The 19595-nt window shown below is 43.1% G+C and carries 17 protein-coding genes; 3 read left to right on the plus strand and 14 right to left on the minus strand.

Annotation, left to right across the window (positions count from 1 at the left end):
- Positions 1-12: 12 nt before the first annotated feature.
- The 6 genes from K0625_RS05350 to K0625_RS05375 all read right to left on the minus strand — a co-directional run bounded on the left by K0625_RS05350 (position 13) and on the right by K0625_RS05375 (position 5730).
- Positions 13-1341, minus strand: coding sequence for a diguanylate cyclase domain-containing protein (locus tag K0625_RS05350; RefSeq protein WP_220108728.1), 1329 nt, complete (start codon positions 1339-1341; stop codon positions 13-15).
- A 7-nt stretch (positions 1342-1348) separates the two neighbouring features.
- The gene (locus K0625_RS05355; protein ID WP_232846943.1) at positions 1349-2365 is read right to left on the minus strand and encodes an ABC transporter substrate-binding protein; all 1017 of its coding nucleotides are present in this window, start codon (positions 2363-2365) and stop codon (positions 1349-1351) included.
- A 105-nt stretch (positions 2366-2470) separates the two neighbouring features.
- The gene (locus tag K0625_RS05360; protein WP_220108729.1) at positions 2471-2929 is read right to left on the minus strand and encodes a hypothetical protein; all 459 of its coding nucleotides are present in this window, start codon (positions 2927-2929) and stop codon (positions 2471-2473) included.
- Positions 2930-3216: 287 nt separating this feature from the next.
- Entirely contained in the window at positions 3217-3426 is a 210-nt protein-coding gene (locus K0625_RS05365; RefSeq protein WP_220108730.1) for a hypothetical protein, read from the minus strand.
- 322 nt (positions 3427-3748) lie between these two features.
- Positions 3749-4636, minus strand: coding sequence for a hypothetical protein (locus tag K0625_RS05370; RefSeq protein ID WP_220108731.1), 888 nt, complete (start codon positions 4634-4636; stop codon positions 3749-3751).
- A 29-nt stretch (positions 4637-4665) separates the two neighbouring features.
- Positions 4666-5730 (minus strand): endonuclease/exonuclease/phosphatase family protein, encoded by a 1065-nt coding sequence (locus K0625_RS05375; RefSeq protein WP_220108732.1) that lies wholly within the window; start codon positions 5728-5730, stop codon positions 4666-4668.
- A gap of 262 nt (positions 5731-5992) precedes the next feature.
- Between K0625_RS05375 and K0625_RS05380 the strand changes: the two genes are divergently transcribed.
- Positions 5993-7264 (plus strand): hypothetical protein, encoded by a 1272-nt coding sequence (locus K0625_RS05380; protein ID WP_220108733.1) that lies wholly within the window; start codon positions 5993-5995, stop codon positions 7262-7264.
- Here K0625_RS05380 and K0625_RS05385 read toward each other — a convergent pair.
- Together K0625_RS05385 and K0625_RS05390 are read right to left on the minus strand one after the other, a co-directional pair.
- The gene (locus K0625_RS05385) at positions 7261-8877 is read right to left on the minus strand and encodes a diguanylate cyclase domain-containing protein (RefSeq protein ID WP_220108734.1); all 1617 of its coding nucleotides are present in this window, start codon (positions 8875-8877) and stop codon (positions 7261-7263) included. The genes K0625_RS05380 and K0625_RS05385 overlap by 4 nt on opposite strands.
- A gap of 187 nt (positions 8878-9064) precedes the next feature.
- Positions 9065-10717: a CHASE domain-containing protein gene (locus K0625_RS05390; RefSeq protein ID WP_220108735.1), complete on the minus strand. Its 1653-nt coding sequence runs from the start codon at positions 10715-10717 to the stop codon at positions 9065-9067.
- Between the two features lie 452 nt (positions 10718-11169).
- On the opposite strand from K0625_RS05390, the gene K0625_RS05395 reads away from it, so the two are divergent.
- Together K0625_RS05395 and K0625_RS05400 are read left to right on the plus strand one after the other, a co-directional pair.
- Positions 11170-11829: a DNA-J related domain-containing protein gene (locus K0625_RS05395; RefSeq protein ID WP_220108736.1), complete on the plus strand. Its 660-nt coding sequence runs from the start codon at positions 11170-11172 to the stop codon at positions 11827-11829.
- A gap of 176 nt (positions 11830-12005) precedes the next feature.
- Complete coding sequence (locus K0625_RS05400; RefSeq protein ID WP_220108737.1) at positions 12006-12677, plus strand: thiol:disulfide interchange protein DsbA/DsbL; 672 nt, start codon at positions 12006-12008, stop codon at positions 12675-12677.
- An 81-nt stretch (positions 12678-12758) separates the two neighbouring features.
- Here the strand turns inward: K0625_RS05400 and K0625_RS05405 are convergent, their stop codons facing one another.
- From K0625_RS05405 to K0625_RS05430, 6 genes are all read right to left on the minus strand, one after another.
- Positions 12759-13823, minus strand: a complete 1065-nt coding sequence (locus K0625_RS05405) for a glycosyltransferase family 4 protein (RefSeq protein ID WP_220108738.1) — start codon at positions 13821-13823, stop codon at positions 12759-12761.
- A 48-nt stretch (positions 13824-13871) separates the two neighbouring features.
- Positions 13872-14408 (minus strand): cytochrome b/b6 domain-containing protein, encoded by a 537-nt coding sequence (locus tag K0625_RS05410; protein WP_220108739.1) that lies wholly within the window; start codon positions 14406-14408, stop codon positions 13872-13874.
- A 17-nt stretch (positions 14409-14425) separates the two neighbouring features.
- Entirely contained in the window at positions 14426-14947 is a 522-nt protein-coding gene (gene hemG, locus K0625_RS05415; protein WP_220108740.1) for a menaquinone-dependent protoporphyrinogen IX dehydrogenase, read from the minus strand.
- A gap of 188 nt (positions 14948-15135) precedes the next feature.
- The gene (locus tag K0625_RS05420; RefSeq protein WP_220108741.1) at positions 15136-16785 is read right to left on the minus strand and encodes a di-heme oxidoredictase family protein; all 1650 of its coding nucleotides are present in this window, start codon (positions 16783-16785) and stop codon (positions 15136-15138) included.
- Between the two features lie 134 nt (positions 16786-16919).
- Complete coding sequence (locus K0625_RS05425; RefSeq protein ID WP_220108742.1) at positions 16920-18065, minus strand: imelysin family protein; 1146 nt, start codon at positions 18063-18065, stop codon at positions 16920-16922.
- A 127-nt stretch (positions 18066-18192) separates the two neighbouring features.
- Positions 18193-19578: a porin family protein gene (locus K0625_RS05430; protein WP_220108743.1), complete on the minus strand. Its 1386-nt coding sequence runs from the start codon at positions 19576-19578 to the stop codon at positions 18193-18195.
- Between the last annotated feature and the right edge of the window lie 17 nt (positions 19579-19595).

The following is a 19595-nucleotide window of genomic DNA, read 5'->3' on the forward strand; positions in this document are numbered from 1 at the left end:
TAAGATTAAACACTAAGCTAATTTAGTAATTGAAAAGCGCCTGTTTGCCTCTGGCGTAAAATGATAGTGAGTATCAGGATTCGCTTTGGCTTTGTACATGTTGTCGTCTGCAACCCTCAGTAAGCCACTAAGATCTGCGGCATCCAAAGGATAAAAGCTGACTCCAATGCTCGCACTTACACTCACACTAATATCCCCATACTTAAAGGGAGTTGATAAGCTTAAGAGCAACTTTTCTATCACTGTCGTCACTTGGCGCGCATTCTCAATGGGCTCTAACCAGATCACGAACTCATCTCCGCCAATTCTGGCAATAATGTCCGATGTCCGCACCGCTTGAGTAAGCATCTTAGATACATGCATTAAGACAATATCCCCCACTGAATGACCATAATTATCATTAATAGGTTTAAACCTGTCGAGATCAATAAAAAGTAGCGCACCATTAAGCTTAGTACGGCCACAACGGGCAATAGCAGTCTTCATCTGAGATTCAAAAGCGCTGCGACTATAGAGCTGGGTCAGGCTGTCATAATTGGCAAGGAGCTGAAAATCTGCACGCTGCTTCTGTAACTCTTTCGTCTGTCTATCGACCTCCTCCTGTAGCTGCTCCTTTTTAATTGTTGTCGTCTCTAAAGAGTGTTTCATCAGATTAAATTGCTCAGCAAGTTCTGACAATTCATCAGTATCACTGACTAAAAGTCGGCTTCCTAAATTCCCCTTCTCCAGATCTTTTATACCTAAGGTCAGCACATTAAGGTGTGCTTTAAAGGTTCTCAGTGTCATGATGGTTAATATCAATACGAAAACCGAACCTAAGGTCAAAAATATCACCACAGCATAGAGAATCTTACGTTGAGAGAGCTCCGCATCTCTCATGGCTAACTTTTGTAACTTGGTTAGATCTTCATTCATCGATTGCAGTGTCATATTATATCTGGCAGATAACATGCCTGCAGGTGTGGTAATGCTAGGTTGAAACTTAGACTCGATATCTTTTTGTGAAAGCTCTATCAGTGAGCCTATATTCAAGTTCATCCTGATTAAATTAGCGATGATGCTATTCTTGCTTTCATTATTGAACTGCTCTCGTTCAAGTAGCTCTTTTAGGTCCTGATGAGCATAACGTGTCTGTATCAATGCATCTTGATCATTATATTGAAAGAGTAACCATAGCCGGGTCCCAAGCTCATTTATCTTAAGCTCTATCTCAATAACTTGGTGTAACTCCTGATTGGTTCTCACCTGATTGTCATTTAAAATAACTAATGAGAATAGGATCCCTCCGGTTAACATTAGTCCAAGAATCAGTAAAATTTTTAACCGCTCAGTGACTTTCATATTTTACCTACAAAGCCTTATCAGCATGCTCAAGGATATCCAAAGCTTGGCTGTCAATAAGTAACCTAAAATCAGGCATCCTTTGCTTAGTCACTGCACCACTTGCAATCGCCCATCTCGCCTGAGTCTGCAGATTCGAGAGTAAAACATTACTTAAAGAGAGGCGAAAAATATAATCATCCCAACCCCACTCCAACTCCGACATAGGTATATTCAGGTAATCACTTACCATCACCTTAGTTTTATCAGGGTAACTTGTGATAAAAGTTTCAGCTTCCGATATCGCCGCAAGAACATTCACATATTGTTTTAAGTTAATATCAACTAATGATTTTTTTGTTATTAAATTAAAAGAAAGGTTATGAGTCCCTTTGGTATTAAACTGCCTGATCTGCTCACCGTACTCCTTATTCAACTGGTAACCGAATGGCTCCCAAACAGAGATCGCATCAACCTCTCCCGATAGCAAGGCTGGGCCTAAATCCTTAGGCTCCATGTACACATGATTAAAATCCACCATATTATTGCCAGTGATAATCATATAAGCATAGATAAAATACTCACTGGCACTGGATTTTACCATGCCAACACTTTTCCCTTTCAGTAAGTGTGGCTCTGATATTGAAGCACTTTCTAAGGAGAGCACCTTTAGGTCATTGTCAGACTCGGCAAAGCTTGCAAGCACAGAAAAATCACTGCGCAGAAAACTATTAAACATCACCACAGATTCGGAGCTGGTTGCTAAATCCACATCACCATTCATCAACATCTTAAAACATTGATGTCCTCCTCTCGTGGGGTATAGATTGACTCGAACATTGTATTTATCAAACAGGGACAACTTTTCTGCAATGATAAAAGGTGCACTTAATGGGGTAGTGGATACGGCTATTTTTACGGGGACAAGCTGCTGTTCTAAAACGGTTTTAGATTCAACAAATTGGTTAACTCCTATCCCTATAAATATCAAGGATAAGAGAATAGAGAAAACGAACAACACCTTCATTATCATCTTATTATCCATATAAAAAGATCATACATAATCAAGTGTAGTCGAGGAAAAAAGTGACCCTGAAGAAAGTTACTTTTTATTTGTCACACAATAAATGAGACATCAACACATAGGGGATTAAATTCGGCTTATATTAGGAGCTCCTTTCATCGTTTGCAGTTTTTGCTCTAACACTTGATCATGTTTAAACCAAAATGCTCCCCCAGGAGTTACCTCTTTTAACACGGTATATTCACCGATATTACCGATATAGAAACGAGAGAATCGATTACCTAGAAATGAAGTTTGCGCATACATGTTTCCCTCACCTAAAGTTTCACATTGAACCTTTAAGGGTGAAGTCTGGCTTAAATTGAAACCAGAAATTGCTATCAGCTCTCCATCAACCTTAAGAGAGTTAGCAGTTAATAGCTCCATCTTCTCTACCTCAATCACTTTACCTTCGCAAAAACCTGGCATTTTGACCCAAAGCCCCATAACAACAGGTTGTAGATCTGCGCTATCATCTCGGCTGTTCAAACTTAGGTAGATAACGCAGCCCAGCACGCCTAAAAGTGTCACGAAACCTACACTCATGAAAATATATTTAACTCTATTCGACACCATCTCCGCCCATAAAACTTCAGTAATTATTAAAATGAAAAAGCATACTGCTCTGCGCTAAATTTAAGACTAGCTAATACCAATCGGTATAAAATGCTAACGAATTGAACTAACAGCTAATTTTAAGCAGAAGTAGAAGGTAACATAGGTTATCAAGATATGGGGGAAAATCTGAATTGGATCGATAAAACCTTGTGACTAAGCTTGGCTCGTATAGATACAAAGCCAAGCTTTAAGTCTGACCAACAGGGGGGAAGCTTTTAATTGTAGCCAAGAATGAAGTCCTTCTCTTCATTGATCACATCAGTAAATCCATCTGTCTCTAGGCCGTTTGAGCCCATGGTTTCACTGCCCAGTAGCTTGACAACAAAATCGACTCGGCAACGATAGCTACTTGAACTTTGGTAGAGGGCTTGATTGACAGTGAAGTTAACATATTTAGGGGTGATATCTCTCGTTCTATATGGCATAGGGTTTTCCTCTGATTATGCATCGCATTTGATAATCTCTTAATGCGAATAACGGTGCTTAATCCTGAAAAGCATTTGTCATGCCAATCTCCCAGAAGTTTTATGAAAGCCGATTAGCCTGCTATAGGGAATCAATTAAACCAAGATGTTATTTAAACAAGTAAGCCAGTGTTCATCGCTATTTTATGGTTCACTTTAGCTTAGCATGACCCCTATAGCGCTAAATCTCCTTCCCACTTTGCAATCCATTTTCAAATCTATTGTCATTTTGCTACTGGTGCTCTATCACTGCGAGCTTAGCTCTTGAAACTAGCTCTTAAAATTAGTCTTCTGACTTAGAGATAAACATACGCTTGGTATCTTTTCCCCAAAGCTGAATAATTTTACGCGTCTTAGCTTTATTCCAGAAGCACTTACCAAACATGATCACTCCTGCCCCCTCAATGTCGCGACGCTCCTCTATTGCAAACTGATGAAAAAGTGCCTTTTGGAACTCATCTATCGGTATACCTACATCTTGGCAATCTGCAGGATTAAGCCACGTCATGCTCTTATCACTGTGGGATATGGTTCCCCAATACATTCTCGGCGCGCCATTTTCAGTTGGCTCTGCATCGGCAAAGTTCACAAACAGGTTCTTAGCTCGCCAGCGATACTTTTCATCGGTGTAAACCCATAACTCTGAGTCGGCGAGATCGCTTCCACGCAGCAGACTGTTGAGTAGCTTCTCTAAGCCTTGAGTGGCTATCCGCTTTTCGGGTATTACAGCTCTCCCCTCACTCAGTTCAGAGCTAACCGCTTTCCCTCCATCACAAGCTAACTTTTCATAGGGTTTGCTCTTCGAGCTGGGGGCCTTTGATTTGGATTTCTGGTTATCCTCAGCAGTTTTAACTGTTGCAGGTTTCGAGAAGTCGATGACCAAGGCATCGCTATCCACCAGCTGCTGATTAACTTCAAGAGCATCTTGCTCTTCTCTAAACTTAGCTTGTGACGGCTTAAACTCACTGCAATCGAATTTATGGTAACGGGAACCAAAACAAGCAGCCTTACCATCTTTAGATGCTTTACGATAAAAGGCTTTTTGACGGCATACAGGGCAGAGTAAAAACTGACGATACTCTTCAATCTCATCACTACTAAGCTTCTGAAACTTAAAGACTGAATAGGGTTCATCTTGTGATTTATCTAAGGTACAGATCGCATCAAGCATAATATCGACTCTTAGTTGGGTTAAGGAGCCTAATGGCGAATAGAGAGGGTTATCATCACAGGAGCATGATCTGTACTTTGACTATCTAGCTCAAAGCTAGGATTAATAAGGTGACGGTCGTAGGTTTCATAGCGACCAACCTCAGCCAGACTCCGACTGTTTTTAGTATCAAACTCACATGAGAGCAAAATATAATCTAACACAGAGCCCGTGGCTAAATGGTAATAGGTGGCAGGACGCTGTTGTGAACTGAGACTGTATTGGCTATTTTGATATAACTCATATGAATCCTGAAGCTGATACTCCTGTAGTTGCTGAGCTACATCACCAAAAACATCTGGCTTAATACGAGTATCAACCGATGTTAATGATGTCAGCACCCCACCTTCTAAGCCGTCATTAAAATCTCCCATCAACATCATGGGGTATTGTGTTTGAACACGCCGCTCAACCATGGCATGACGCAGCAGCGCAGCTTCAGATCCTCGCACAATACTCGCTCCCCATTGCGCCAAAGCTTCGACAGCCAGCAACTGACCCGTTTTCAATTTAACTTGAGGTTTTTCTGAGAGGTAGTCAGTTTCAGCATCAAACAGGGGGCGTTTAGATTTGAAATGCACCACATAGCAATCGCAAGGACCTAGCTTAGGTATCAACACCGTTGCCCGTAATGGTTTACGACTGAAGGAAAAATTAGCAGGCATTCCCACCATTTCGGCTAGTTGACTATCAGCTTCAACACTATGAACCTCATTAATTGGATAGCGAGAGGCGATAGCAACCACAGGTTTACTGTAGATGAAGTCATCATGCAGATCAGGCTCATCGAGCACAGCAAAATAATCTAAACCGCAAGCTTGAGTCAAAGTTGCTAAAGCATCGGGGCTAAAAACCTCCTGAAAACCTATCACATCCGGCCGATGTTCATTAAGGTACCGGGCTACCCAAGCTAGCTTTTTTTGCCACTGCGCCTGAGTGTAGATATTTTCAAAATCGTAATAAGCGCCAGGGGGCTCGATAAAGTTGAACAGGTTAAACGTCGCTATTTTAATCAACTCAACAGTGTCTGACTCTTGTTTCAAATGATTATGCAAGCTTGGAACCTTTTATAGGAAATAGTAACTAACTGAAAGTTATAATTTAAGTATATATCAATTGAAGGTATCAAATATAACCAAATGAAGTCAGATCATAGGAAGCGTTTTACACTCAACCCCATCACCTTAGTCTAAGAGTGTAAAGAGAGAACATCAGTCACATCTTTACCTTCTGAATCTATAGAATATCTACCGCGCACGGTAATATTACCAGTCTCTTTAATAGTATTACCCCTACTTTTTCAGCTATTGGAATATTATGCAAGTCACCTCGATTGAACGTGTAAAACAGGCCTTTATTGCCGGGATCTGGGCAACACTTGTAAGTATTACACTGGGTTTTGGCTTCAAGGTTTGGTTAGCACAGTGGATGCTTAAAGAGGATCTTGCGCTTTATCATACGGTTGTCGATATCATCTCACTGTCACTCATCTTAATGACGGGCTTTCGCTCCTCCATGGTAGTGAGTTACTCGCAAACTCAAAATGACAAAGATATCACTAACCTATTTAGGTATAGCCTGATTGCCATGGTGCTACTTACATGGGGAATAGTGCTCCCCTATATTAAACATCGGCTTCATATTGATGTTGAATATTTCCATCTAGTCGGCATTATTTTGGGGATGGGATTTAAGGTCTATTTTACTAATCAGATAGCTATGTACCGTATGTATGCGATCTCAAACAAAGTAACTTGGCTCGAACCTTTAGGACAGATATTCACTTTCCTTATCTGTTTCTACTTACTAGGGCAGACACCAATATCATCACTCTTTTTCAGCCTAATGCTCTCTTCAACCGCTGTTGCAGTTTATATGTTCTTCAATCGACGTAAACAGATAGCAACAACGCCTATCGGGCCCGTGAACATGGATGCCAGCCTACGTAACTTTATGAAGAAGAGCTTTACCGCCTCTTTAGAAGCGGGAGCTAGTATCTTAATGATCTACATCACTGTCCTACTTACAATTGGTCATTTCAGTATCGATGAACTTGGTGACTTTCAAGTGGTTGTTAGACCCATAATCGCTTATCTAACCTTACTTTTTGTCTTTCCCATCTATCGATTTGTATTTCCGGAGCTGACAGTTTGTGTGCGCAACCAAGATTTTCAACAGATTAAACAGATCAAACACTGGGTATATAGGATGTCGCTTATCATAAGTAGCAGTTTCTTTATTTCAATGCTGTTGTTTAGCCATGAAATCGTCGCCTTACTCTTTCCAGAGCAATACGCCAAATCGGCACCAGTATTAATGCATTTCTCGATGTTCTTTCTGTTTATGATGCTCAATGCATATCAGCTGGCCTTTATTAAAGCCCATGGTTTATTTACCCAAAGCTTGTTAATACGGGGAAGTGGGATAGTGGCATTGATAGCCAGTTACTATATCTACAGCCAGATAACAGCTAATGTTGTCGCGGTGATCTTAGCACTAGGTACAGGATACCTATTGATGTTCCTTATTTCCGCTCTGGTAGAGAAACATATTTTAAAGCAAGATACGCAGGCCTCAAGTATAAATTAAACTTGATTAACCACGGCTACAGCCTGTTCTGTGCACTCATGATCAAACAGATGAACTCGATTACGGCCAGACTTTTTAGCCTGATAAAGCGCTCTATCGGCTTCAACTGTAAACTCTTGCATATCAGAATATTTATCTGGACAGATACTGGTAACTCCCACACTCACAGTGACATACTCACTGGTTGGTGAGCTTTCATGAGGCAGGGCCAATTGCTCAATGTTAATTTGGCAACGTTTAGCTGGTGAGATGCAATCACGAGTGTGGGGCAGCAGTACCACAAACTCCTCGCCACCATAGCGAGCCACAAGATCCGTTTTTCGGTTCAGCGTCTGATTGAGGGCACTAGCCACCTCTCGTAAACATTGATCACCAGCAAGATGCCCATAGGTATCGTTGTACAACTTAAAATGATCAATATCTATCATTATTAAACCTATGCTCGACTTCTCACGAATAGCGTGTTGCCAACACGCTTGCAGGCTCTCATCGAAACAGCGGCGATTGGGAATTTTCGTTAAGCTATCGGTTTGAGACAGGGCTTCGAGCTTCTGCTTAGCTTCATTGAGATCATGAGTTCTCTGCTTAACCTCACTCTCAATCAGATCTGAGCGTCTCATCAGACTATAGATATAGAGAGCGCCTAGCATGACTAATAAACTGCCTAATATGGCAATAATATAGGGTAGTCTTCCTCGCCTCTCTGCCACATAACCCACACTAGGCACCGCCGTGATCGACCACTGACGACCACTAAATGCCGTTAATGATTTCTTATAGATAAAAGCCGTTTGTGACAATACAGCAGGCACATCTTCGGGAAAATTTGAATAGAGATTAGAGACAGTTTCATAGGTGTTATCCTCTAAGGAGAAATAGAGGCCCTGAACTGAGGTGCGTTTAATTGCACTGCCGAACATATCATCGATACGGTACACCCCAACGACAAAGCCTCTTAGTTGCTCACGGCGTTTAAACAGAGTGCTAGGCTCACCATGATAGGTAGGCAAAAAGATGATAAAACCGCGCTGTTCTGATTGGTAAGAGCTTAAGCTCACACCTGAGGTTGATAGAGGTTTATCGAGATCTGTCGCTCTCTCCATTATCCATAACCTCTCCTCGTTTGAAGCTAGATCATATCCTAGAATCTGTTCATTTCCGATAAAAGGTGCGACATAGGAGACAGGAAAATAGCTCTCTCTTCGGTTCGCCGAGATCATACCTTCGACTTCCGATTCAATGATCTCAAACCCAGAATGTTCCCTACGTTGAGCAGCTTCAAAAACCTCTCTCTGCTCAGAGGAGACTTTGGGCACCCACTTTAAAGCCTGAATATCGTGATGGCGAACTAAGAAGCTACGGGCGATACGGCTAAACTCTTGAGAGGTCACCTCACTTGAGCTATCAAACAAGCCTTTAATTGCGTAAAGCACCTCAATATTAAGCAAGATCTCTCTCTCTAATGCAGCCGCTTTATCATCAACATCCTTTCTAAAGTCCTGCTCAATCACCTTGCTCTCCTTCTCATATAGGCTCAAGCCCATATAAGCAGAGAAACCTATTCCAACAAAGCAAGCAGCGATCAGCAGGATATATTTAGAGAGAAAGTTCATAGGTAAGGCTTAACTATCTTTATAAAGATAAGCAAGTTGCCTCTTAAGGTAAGAGTAATGGTAGAGGTGATTGTTTTACTCAATTCCATTTTTGAACCAATTAGTCATAAGAAAATAGCGCTAGATGTAACAGCTTGTTGCTGAAATTTAATCATAACCCGAATAGAATGTCAGTAAAATGTTCGTTTCACTCAGTTGAACGACTCTGGGAATATTGAAATTTAAGTATATCTCCTCTGTTAGCGGCTAAAATATCACGGGCGATACCCACACGATTTTTCCCTAGCTCTTTAGCCTGGAGCAGTAACTCCTCAACATTAAAGATAAAATCAGCCTGCGACTGATGCTTAGTCGGGACCATACTCACCACCCCTAAACTAATAGTCATATAATCTGAGACCGAAGAGGCTTGATGGGGGATATGAAGCTTTTCAATATTAATGCGACACTTATCAGCCAAGAGCACAGGTTCATCGGTATTGGGCAGTAAGATAACAAACTGGTCAGCATCATAACGAGCCACCAAGTCAGTGGTTCGATTCGTGGTTAACGCTAGTTTATTGGCAACATCACGTAAGCACTGATCACCACCTATATAACCATAGGTGTTATTGAAAAGCCTAAAGTTGTCGAGATCCACCATGATTAATGACAGTGACGTTCCATCTCGTAGTGCCCTTAACCACTCCTCTTCGAAACGAATATCAAAGCATTGCCGATTTGCGATTCCAGTCAGCCCATCGGTAAAAGAGAGCTCCTCCAACGCTAACTTAGTTTCATCTAACTCTCTGCTTTTCTCTATCGCTTCTCTGACAACCATAGTGGAATGCTCAGTAGCCAAAAAGATATATCCACCACCCACTAATACAAAAATAGAGCCAAACGCACACACTAAAAAGGGCAGCAAACTTTGACGTTCAGCAATATACCCTTGACTTGGGGTTGCAACCAAGGTCCATTGCCGCCCACCTATTCGTTTAAGTGATCTGCTATAACTAAAACCTTTTTGTAAGCTCCCCAGCGCTTCATCGCTAGAATAGTTAGCATACAGCTCTTCAGCATCGGCACCGGTATTGTCTTTCAACAACAACCTAATTCCCTTAGCGCCTGTATGCTTTATGGCTGACTCAAAAATATCGGCAACCCGGTACACACCTAAAACGATACCTTGCAGCTTTTCCTGACGTTTATTCACTGTGCTTGGCTCGCCTTCATACACAGGCATAATAATAAGAAAACCTTTTTGATCAAAGACCTCCTGAACTAAAGTAATGCTTTTAGTCGCCAATGTAAGGTCTCTGTCAATCGATCTGTTTATCATACTAAGGCGGCTCTCATTCGATGCCAGATCGAAACCAAATGCAGCTTCATTACCCTTATGCGGCTCAACAAAGTAGACAGGGAAATATACGTCACGTATGCCCGCTTTTGTCATCCTCCCTTGAGATGCACGCTCAGTAAATTCAAAATCGGGATAGGTCGCTCTGCGAGCAACTTCAAACTCCCCTCTCCTGTCGCCTGTTACTTTAGGAGCCCATTCAAGGGCCTGTATATCATGATGCCTCGCTAGGAAACTACTGGCTAAATTTTCAAACTCACTAGCCGTCACCTCTTCAGAGCTGTTAAATAAACTTTTAATGGCAAAAAGCACCTCTAAATTAGCCAGTAGCTCTCGCTCCAACGCCATCGCTTTATCATCCACATCTCTTTTAAAATCTGTATCGATAACCGCTAGCTCTTTTTTGTAGAGTATGACACCGCCTAGCACTGACAGTAATAACCCCAGCAGCACAGACAAGATGATAAACCGTCGAGAAAAAGCCCTATAAACAGGCATCATATTCTATTACTCTGCATAAATTAGAAGAGGATAATAAAGGTATCATAGAAGTTATTAGCTTATGAATAAATTGAAAAAATATCATTACTCTTGGTACATTCTTCAAAGAGTCATCAACAGGAAAATGCAATATCACCCGAGATATTTCATTAATAAACACACGTATCTTCTCCACGGAAAGTGAGACAATAAAAGGCCAAAACTTAACTCCTTCAATCTATTGAAATATACACTTACACAAAAAGAGTGCACCTTCATTGAGACTAGCTACTCATTGGTAGAAATCAACTATTCTCCTAAGGAAAACTTAACAGCCAGTAAGCACTGAGCTAGCTTTCATCTATAGGCCAGCTTGCGTTCCAGATCCCTTGTGTCATAGTCACTGTAATGGGTTCTATTTTTCTCAGCTCTGAAGCTAAAGAGCAGTAGCCAATTCAGGATGGATTTAATCTATGCTATTTGCCAAGGGGTCAGCACAAACATCGCCACTTATCACCAGCGAGCCAGAAGCGGGGGTTACTAATATAAAAGGAGATAATCCGCTTATCTGGCCTCTTTTTAGTCTGCTACAAAATTCAAATCACAGCTGGAAGGTACATCTGTTAGCGACTGAGTTACAGGCAAAAGGCTTGATGCAAGATCTCGACGAAGATCAAGATAAAGCTCTGTTCAAAAGAAACTTCCTACTGATGAACGCCCTTTTTCAGTTGCAAGATATTCTTCTGCCTGAGCATTGGCTGCAAGTTAAAGCGATGGAGATTCAAATATTCAAGATAATCCCCACCAACCTTGAGTCGAGTCTGCAAGAAGATGATGCACTCAGGGAGTATTACCTGAATTGGGTTAACTACGATACTTGCCCCAATATCATCCGAGAGATGCTTGAATCATTCTGGAGTCGCTACGAGGAGTACATTGGTACTAACCCAAACCTGATGCATAAAGATCAAGCACTCAAAGTTTTTGAACTCAATCATGATGCAACAGACAGAGAGGTGCGCCGTCGTTGGAGGAAGCTAGCGCTGCAATGGCACCCAGACCGACCTGACGGTAACACAGTCCAATTTCGTAAAGTGTGTGAGGCTTGGCAAACTCTACGTGAGAATTTGTAGTCCTTTAAAATGATTTGGGGGAGTATTGCCTCAAACTTCAACCTAAGTCACACTCCCTAACCTGTTTCCACAGTGAAATTCAGTCATAATTAATCTTTAGCTTTTATGCTGAATTAAACGGATTATCGAGCTTATTTTAAGCCTAACTCGACTCCGATCATTTTGAGGACAGTAGATTGATTAAACATATCGCATTAGCGCTAACATTAGCCATAGCACCATTGAGCAGCTTTGCCTCACAGTTTGTTGAAGGTAAGCACTTCACTCAAGTCTCTAACAAAGCAGCAAGCACCCAACCTAAATTGACTGAGTTCTACTCATTTTACTGCCACAACTGTTACAACATGGAAACTCAGTACTTAGGCGATATCAAGGCTAACCTAAATAAAAAGGTCAAGTTTGATAGTAAGCATGTTGATTTCATGAACAGTGAAATTGGTACCGAAGTGATGCGCTCACTTGGCGTGATCCAAGCATTAGATGCAAGTCAAAAAGATAAACTGACTCACGCTATGTTTGCCGCCATCCAAGGTGAAGAGGAGGCGGGTAGTCATGACCACGCCCATGATCACAGCGCTCATGATAAGCCAGAGTTAAACAGCCGTGATGACATCAAAAAGGTCTTCGCAGCACATGGTATCGACGGTAAAAAGTATGACCAACTTGCAGACAGCAAAGTGGTCGACAACAAGTTAGCACTTTGGCGCGCTCAGCAAAGAGAGTTCCGCATCCAGAGTGTTCCAGCCTTTATCGTCAACGATAAGTACGCCATCAACATGGGTGAGATCCGCTCTTTAGGGCAACTGATTGATCTGATCAACTACTTGGCATTAGACCACAAGTCGTAAACCCAATTAGTTACCCTTATACCCAAACAACTTCAAGGTGCACAATTCAACATGTTGAGGTCGATTGGGTATACAAGGCTCCTACTGGAGCCTTTTTGCTCTTTGCTGCTCAGAGAAAAGTAACTCTCTCCAAGCTTCAACGAGTGTTGGCCAACGCTTTGCCGCTAAACACCTTTCCTCATAGATTAAGTTCGATAAACAGCTTTCCTTCTCAATCTCTAATTTATGCTCAGCTTGAGAGATTAAACACTCCAGCGCACCGACTAAAGCAGTAACAGTTTGATCCGTAAATAATACAGATGAATCCTCGCGACCTATTGTTGCTAAAACCTCTGCCAACTGCTCAGGCAAACCATCCACAGAGCTAGTCACTATCGCCTTCCCCGCCGCTAACGACTCTTGGCATATTAAACCAAAAGGCTCCCACCGAGATGGGATAATCACAGCATCACAAGAGGATAAAAACTGGGGGACATCTTCAATCTCTCCAATCAAGGTAACATTGTCCTGAGTCGCCGCCATTGAATCTAAAAGTAATGACATCTCACCACTTCCTGCGAGCCGTAATTCAACTTTTTCAGCGGGAAGCTTCTCCATCGCCTTAAGCAAGAGGTCAAACCCTTTTTGCTTATGAAGCCGACCATAGGCTCCTAGCTGAATGGGAAAAGAGAGTGCCTTTTCGGGCAAAGAGAGTAAGGCATTAACAGGCCTTGCTTGCTTGAGTACCACCAGCTTATCCGCGTTAACCAAACGATTACCAAGTAACCACCTAGCTTGGGCAGCAGAGACAGCCAACACTCTGTCCATCAGAGTGTAACTCAGCCTAAGCATTAGAAAGAAACGCCACTTATTGGGTTGCTCATGGATGACAAACCCTTCGCAATAGTGGTGCTCTTGAAGCAGTATAGGTATGCCTCGGTTTTTAAGGCTAAGCAAGACAAACCCTGGCAGCTTTTTCCATGAAGATGAGGTATGTAGCACAATAATATCGGCTTCAAATCTCTTAATGCGGTGGCTTGCTAGATCAATATGGAGAATGGAAAACTCAAAATCCTCCGTTAACCTTGACTCACACAAACTCTTCAGAGCCAAATTGACCCCTCCAAGTTTACAATCATCAATCAGATGGAGCACTCTGGGTCGCAAAGCCACCTCTTTTTGCAATTAAATCCAATTCTTATAGCTGAGTGTAGATCAATTCCTAACGAAATCTAATAGATGCAGACAAGCAAATAGGATATGTACCAAGATAAAACCGATAAACCCCTTAGCCAATAAGATATGGTAACTACGCCACACTAGAGCATCACTGCTACCCTGCATGATAAACCACATGGTGCCGGTTAAACCGACAGCCACCAGCAGCAACATACCTATCCCTTCAACCCAACTAAAGAGGCCGCGACCACCACTTGTAGGAAGCTTGCCTTTAAGCAATCCTTTGAGATCCTTAAGCAGTTGACTCGTATCCCCGACAAACCAAGGAAAGTATTGTCGCCATTTTCCTCCTGCGCAGTTTGATATGAGAAATAAGCAGGAAATCAAGGTAGCAAGTAAACCCAAATATACGTGGGTCATATCCCACAGTGATGCGCTCGCCCTTAGGCTACGCCCCATCATAAGCCACCCACTGGTCAAGATAAGATAGAGTGAGAGCATAATAAGCAGCAGGTGTTGGTACGCACTCAGCCGCGTAATAATGTGACGAATCTTAGCAAAAATACTCACCATATCTTCTCTACTCCGGCTTACAAGGCATGAAACTCGCTGGAGAAAAGGTCGACCTTAGCCCAATCGGTATATTCAATATTGGTCTGGGCATCTGTTGGTCCCTTAGTCATCCACATAATAAAGCGAATGATATTGCGATCGACAACACCGTATCCTTGGTAATTCAAGTTGCCAGCAAATACCTGTAGTAAATTCGGTTGCCATTCACTTTTCTCAATAAATGCCAACATATAAGGATTCGTTTGCGGGGTGTTTTTAGCAGGCTTTCGAGCCACTAAGTTGACCGAGAAAAAACTAGAGATCTTCTCCTCTAATATTCCGCGGTTTTGGGAGATAAAATCATAAACTCTTGGATTGTGTTTTCCATGGCGAATGCTAGCTCCGAGCACCACTTTATCGAAGCCATTAAGATCGGGAACCTGATCTAAACTGCTCATGGTGACCTGATCACCTAAAGCGACAAACTTCTCCTCCAGATAGCTGCAGATCTTACGGGTTTGTCCATGCACACTCGAATAGATAATTAGGATATTACTCACCGGCACCTCAAAAATGTTTCTATGCTCCTACCTATAATAAGGTATATATCCATAGATTTACTTGAAACAGATCACGGGCAGTATTTTCTAAACAGGGCTTACTCTTACCTATATCACAATTCCTTTAGTAAAAAGAAAATGGCCACTCAATTGAATTGAGTGGCCATTTTCACGATTAAGGCTGAGATTTAAAGTGACATCAAAAATGCGATAACTTGCTTACGCTCATCCAAGGTTAACGCCATAAACTCATCACGACTCTTTTGCGCCTCCCCACCATGCCAGAGAATCGCCTCCTCTACCGTTGCCGCACGACCATCATGTAAAAATCCAGCTTGTGGATTCACCGTTTGAGTTAAACCTATCCCCCAAAGAGGACGTGTGCGCCACTCATTCCCATCGGCAAGAAAATCAGGACGGCCATCGGCCAACTCTTCACCCATGTCATGAAGCAGCATATCGGTAAATGGATAGATAGTTTGTCCCTTAAGGGCATCACTCATAGGCGCGCCACCAATATTGCCTGATGATTGGGTTACGAAACTCGCCTTATGACAGCCAGTACAGTTAAGCTGCTCAAATAAACGTGCACCTTCACGAACATCTGGACTCTCGACATTTCGCCTGGCGGGTACAGCAAGTGTCTCGGCGTAGAAAACAACAGAGTCACTGAACTCGGCGCTTGCCTCTGGTGCGCCATTTTCATCACTGCCAGTGTCGACAAAACCGGTGCGGGTTAAGTAGCTATCATGCAGCGCTGTGCCGGCAATGCTCTCATCGGGGAACAGCGGATTTGTGATCCCAATATCTCCACGAAGCGCTCCCAAGGATTGCACTCTGACACTTGGGGTATTTGCCTTCCAACCAAAGCGTCCCAGCGACACAGGGTTAGTGTCACCCGCTTGTGCTTTTACCGCATCGAACACAAAGTTAGCTCTACCTGAGATAGTGTCACCGTTGGCATCATCGGCATCCACTAATGCCAAAATATCCGCTTCAGGAATGGCCTCAAGCAGACCTAGACCAAAAACAGGCATGCCGTTACGCCAGCCCATTAAGACATCATCCTGAAGCAGATCTGAGGTCACGTTAGCACTGTTAACCGTTTCACCGGGCGCATCATAGGGATTTTCAACGGCAAATAGGGGCTTCTTCAAAACAGTGACACTGCCATCAGGATAGGTAACCTCTTTGGTTTCAAAAGAGAGATATACATCAGCCTGCCCCCCGAAAAGGTTTTCTTCCCAATCGGGACGCGCCTTTAACACACCACGATGAAATAGCTGGCCACCAAAATTGGGGACTGGAATTGGCGCGCAGTAATCATTGGCTGCAGTGCCAACACTGCATACCTCATCGGCAGCCTTGCTGATACGCAGGAATAGTCCGGCCTCAGATCCTAACTTAATTCGTGTTTTACCAGCAGGTACTATGGGGGTTGAGTTACGGCCATCTCGTTGATGACAAGAGTTACAGTCGGCATTATTAAACACAGGCCCCAAACCATCGAGCTCAGGATGCTCACTATTAGGCGCAGTTGTAAAAGCAGTTTCAAAACTCAGATCTCCCTCTAGATGATGCTCTAGATCTGCATCAGTTAGATTAGGAGCGGGAGTCGAGAAACCATGCCCAGACTGAGAAGCATCGAATGTGGTTGTGTCACCGCCACTCGCTTTTATGTCGGTATAAGCTGGGTACACTTTTTCATCAGGCTTAGGCTCCACCACTTCATCACCTGAGCCACCACAAGCAGTTAACCCTACACAAAGAGCTAATGTTAAGCTCAATGACTTAGGAGAGAAGCTAAGGCTTATTTTATCTATATTGGTCATAATCATTGTCATCTCACACGACAGTTTAAAACGAAAGCTCAGCTCTATCCTGAGCTAATCCTTTCTTTTTGTATGGTTTTTAAATCAAATAAATGGAGGCTATCCACAGCCTCCATCAAATTAAACCTCAACTTATAGGCTTAAACTTTCCACTTACTCAGTAGCGGAAGTACATCTGACTCAAGGCTTGTCTGTAGCTTAGTTAAGGCATCGACTGCAGTTTGCACTCGTACGCGGCCCTCAGCATCTGAGATTGCCTGACGAAATGGCATATTATTAGAACCTGAAATAGCCTTAATCTTAATAATGGCGTCATCAATCTCGCTACCAACACGCAGGGCTAAGACTTCATCTGCTGCTTTAACAAAATCGATGATCCCTTGCTTATCAGCTGCGCCAGTTAGCTCTCCTTGATACACATTACGAACACCTATGATGTTGTCGCTAAAATCGGTTAGAGAGTTCCATGAATATTGAGACTCCACTTTAGAGGTGTCTGCGGTGGCAGCTGATGTACCGAATGGATCGGCAATTTTTCCATTACCCACCTCATCGACAATGCCGATCATGCCGTTGATTAGCTCCTCAATCACACCAACCTGAGAGCTATAGAAGGTATTGCCTTCACTGCCAGGCGTTTTAACTAACTCACCGTATGCTTTACCACTACCGTCATGGCTTATCTGCCAAGCATCATCGAGTGTCTTAGTGTAATCACGAAAGACCTCTGCAAGTCCCATCAGGTATTCACTCTCCGCCTGAGTTAGCTCTGCTATCGCTTTTTCGTTATCTGCGACACCATCACCAAATAGTAAGTACTCCATGGTATGGAAACCTTGCACATCGTCATTCCAGCCTTTAATTGTCTCAGCATCGAAGCCTGAGTTACTGGCAAGTACAGTGGTTAAATCTGTTGTGTTGAGTGGCCAGCTATCTAAATGTGGATCAATACCCAATGAATCTACTGGACCAAAGATATGCGACTCACCTTGCTCCCATGGCAGGCGCGCCGCTTTCCACGCTTCCTGTGCGGCAAGTAAGTTAGCCTGAGTCTTATTCGCTACCAAGGTTTGTGTGGCAAGCAACATCTCCTCACCCTTAGTCGCCAAAGATGCATACCCACTTACAATGACATCATCTGTTAAGTTGGTGATCATCTCAGTTGCCGCAAACTCAAACTTATCATCCACTGGTGGTGGAGTTGTGTCATCACTGCCCGAACCACCGCACGCGGCTAAGGTTGAAATAAGCGCAATGGCAATGGCTGAGTACTTAAGTTGTTTCATGTAAAGCTCCGTATAAATTCAAAATAGTGTGCTGCAATCCCGACTCTGGTAGCCGAGATCCCACACGCGTTAACTAACCCCGCTGTATATAGGAGCCATCAACGTCGTGTGAATAAAAGTCGACTTGCTATAGAGAGAATTGGTAACCCACGCCTAGGGCGAAGAAGTTAGTGTCAGGTATCGCTGCCACAGCAACTTGCTGTCTGCCAGCTTCAGCCTTAATCACTATCTCTGGAATAGGGAAGTAGTTAACTCCCACGCTAGTCCAGGTGTTTTCATAGCGTTTAGTCGCTGTACCCATTTCAACTTCGGCTAGGGGATTTGAGTAATCTATATTGGCAAAAATAGTTAAAGGGATTGAGGTGAAATCGGTCAGGTCAAAGCCTGCTTCAACAAAGAAAGCCTCAGATTTAGAGCCTAGCTGAGCAAAGTTACCCGGCTTCAAGCCTGGTGTGGTTTTATTTGCCTGAGTGATGGCATCGGAGTCACTTAGTGTGCCATTTAGATATTGGCCACGAAGGATCCAGGGACCTTGTACATAAGCACCAGAAAGCGCAAGAATGCTCACAGTGCCATCGCCGCTCACCTTATTACTCTTATGGCGGTTTCCGGAGGTGTTACCATAATAGTAAGCGACACCTATCGCACTTCCCTCTTTAAAGCTGCCGTAATCGAGACGCACAGCATAAGCAAGGTCGTCGGCATTAACGTGTTCAAACCGCTTCTGGTGACCAGAGGCAACCCAGTCATAGGTTCTGAAATACTCAGAATTTAGCCCGCTGACAACTTGAGCCTGATAGTGGAAATTGGCCACTTCACCAAAAATGCCTACACCAGTTTCATTCCAAACTGCTGGCAAGACAGCCGCTTCACTTCGATGACGCAACACAGTTAAGTACTGATCCGGTTTATGCAAGATACTAGATAGCCCGATTGGCAGATGAATATTACCGAACTTAACGCCAAAAGCATCGCTTGGACGATAGCGAAGTTGAGCCTTCTCAATCATCACCTCGCCACCCGCCTCTATCTCAGATTCAAACTCACCAAACTCATCGAATCCGTCGTACTCAAGAGCTGCACCAGTACCACCATGCTCATATTCAATCTCAACTTCCATGTCCCATTCGTCGTTAAACTGATAACCAAATTCAGTGACAATACGTTCAAGATCGAAACGACCGCGACGCTCAGGGGTGGTGTCCTGCACATTCTGATAATATTCATCGCTGGTGTAATTAACGCTACCGTAGGATTTAAAGCTGAACTTACTGAGTTTGCTCTCAGTCGCTTCCTGCTTAGCAACCTCTATCACTTTAGCTTGTTTTTTTTGCTCTTCACGCTGTACATCCTGTTGAGCTGCAAGTTCAGCTAAATCTTTTTTTAGCTGTTTAAGCTCGAGCTCCTGCTTTGCAATAGCTTGTTGTAGCTTCACCGGATCTGGCGTTGCAAAAGCATAGTGACTATTAAGTCCCGCAACACATATAGCCAATAAACTTAGTTTGGTCTTCATTAAATTTTTTCCGTACT

Origin of the sequence: Shewanella nanhaiensis (assembly GCF_019457885.1) — a bacterium.
Classification (GTDB): domain Bacteria; phylum Pseudomonadota; class Gammaproteobacteria; order Enterobacterales; family Shewanellaceae; genus Shewanella; species Shewanella nanhaiensis.

Coding starts and splice junctions, on each gene's coding strand:
- K0625_RS05350 (WP_220108728.1), bottom strand. CDS start 1,341: ATGAAAGTCACTGAGCGGTTAAAAATTTTACTGATTCTTGGACTAATG.
- K0625_RS05355 (WP_232846943.1), bottom strand. CDS start 2,365: ATGGATAATAAGATGATAATGAAGGTGTTGTTCGTTTTCTCTATTCTC.
- K0625_RS05360 (WP_220108729.1), bottom strand. CDS start 2,929: ATGAGTGTAGGTTTCGTGACACTTTTAGGCGTGCTGGGCTGCGTTATC.
- K0625_RS05365 (WP_220108730.1), bottom strand. CDS start 3,426: ATGCCATATAGAACGAGAGATATCACCCCTAAATATGTTAACTTCACT.
- K0625_RS05370 (WP_220108731.1), bottom strand. CDS start 4,636: ATGCTTGATGCGATCTGTACCTTAGATAAATCACAAGATGAACCCTAT.
- K0625_RS05380 (WP_220108733.1), top strand. CDS start 5,993: ATGCAAGTCACCTCGATTGAACGTGTAAAACAGGCCTTTATTGCCGGG.
- K0625_RS05385 (WP_220108734.1), bottom strand. CDS start 8,877: ATGAACTTTCTCTCTAAATATATCCTGCTGATCGCTGCTTGCTTTGTT.
- K0625_RS05390 (WP_220108735.1), bottom strand. CDS start 10,717: ATGATGCCTGTTTATAGGGCTTTTTCTCGACGGTTTATCATCTTGTCT.
- K0625_RS05395 (WP_220108736.1), top strand. CDS start 11,170: ATGCTATTTGCCAAGGGGTCAGCACAAACATCGCCACTTATCACCAGC.
- K0625_RS05410 (WP_220108739.1), bottom strand. CDS start 14,408: ATGGTGAGTATTTTTGCTAAGATTCGTCACATTATTACGCGGCTGAGT.
- K0625_RS05420 (WP_220108741.1), bottom strand. CDS start 16,785: ATGATTATGACCAATATAGATAAAATAAGCCTTAGCTTCTCTCCTAAG.
- K0625_RS05425 (WP_220108742.1), bottom strand. CDS start 18,065: ATGAAACAACTTAAGTACTCAGCCATTGCCATTGCGCTTATTTCAACC.
- K0625_RS05430 (WP_220108743.1), bottom strand. CDS start 19,578: ATGAAGACCAAACTAAGTTTATTGGCTATATGTGTTGCGGGACTTAAT.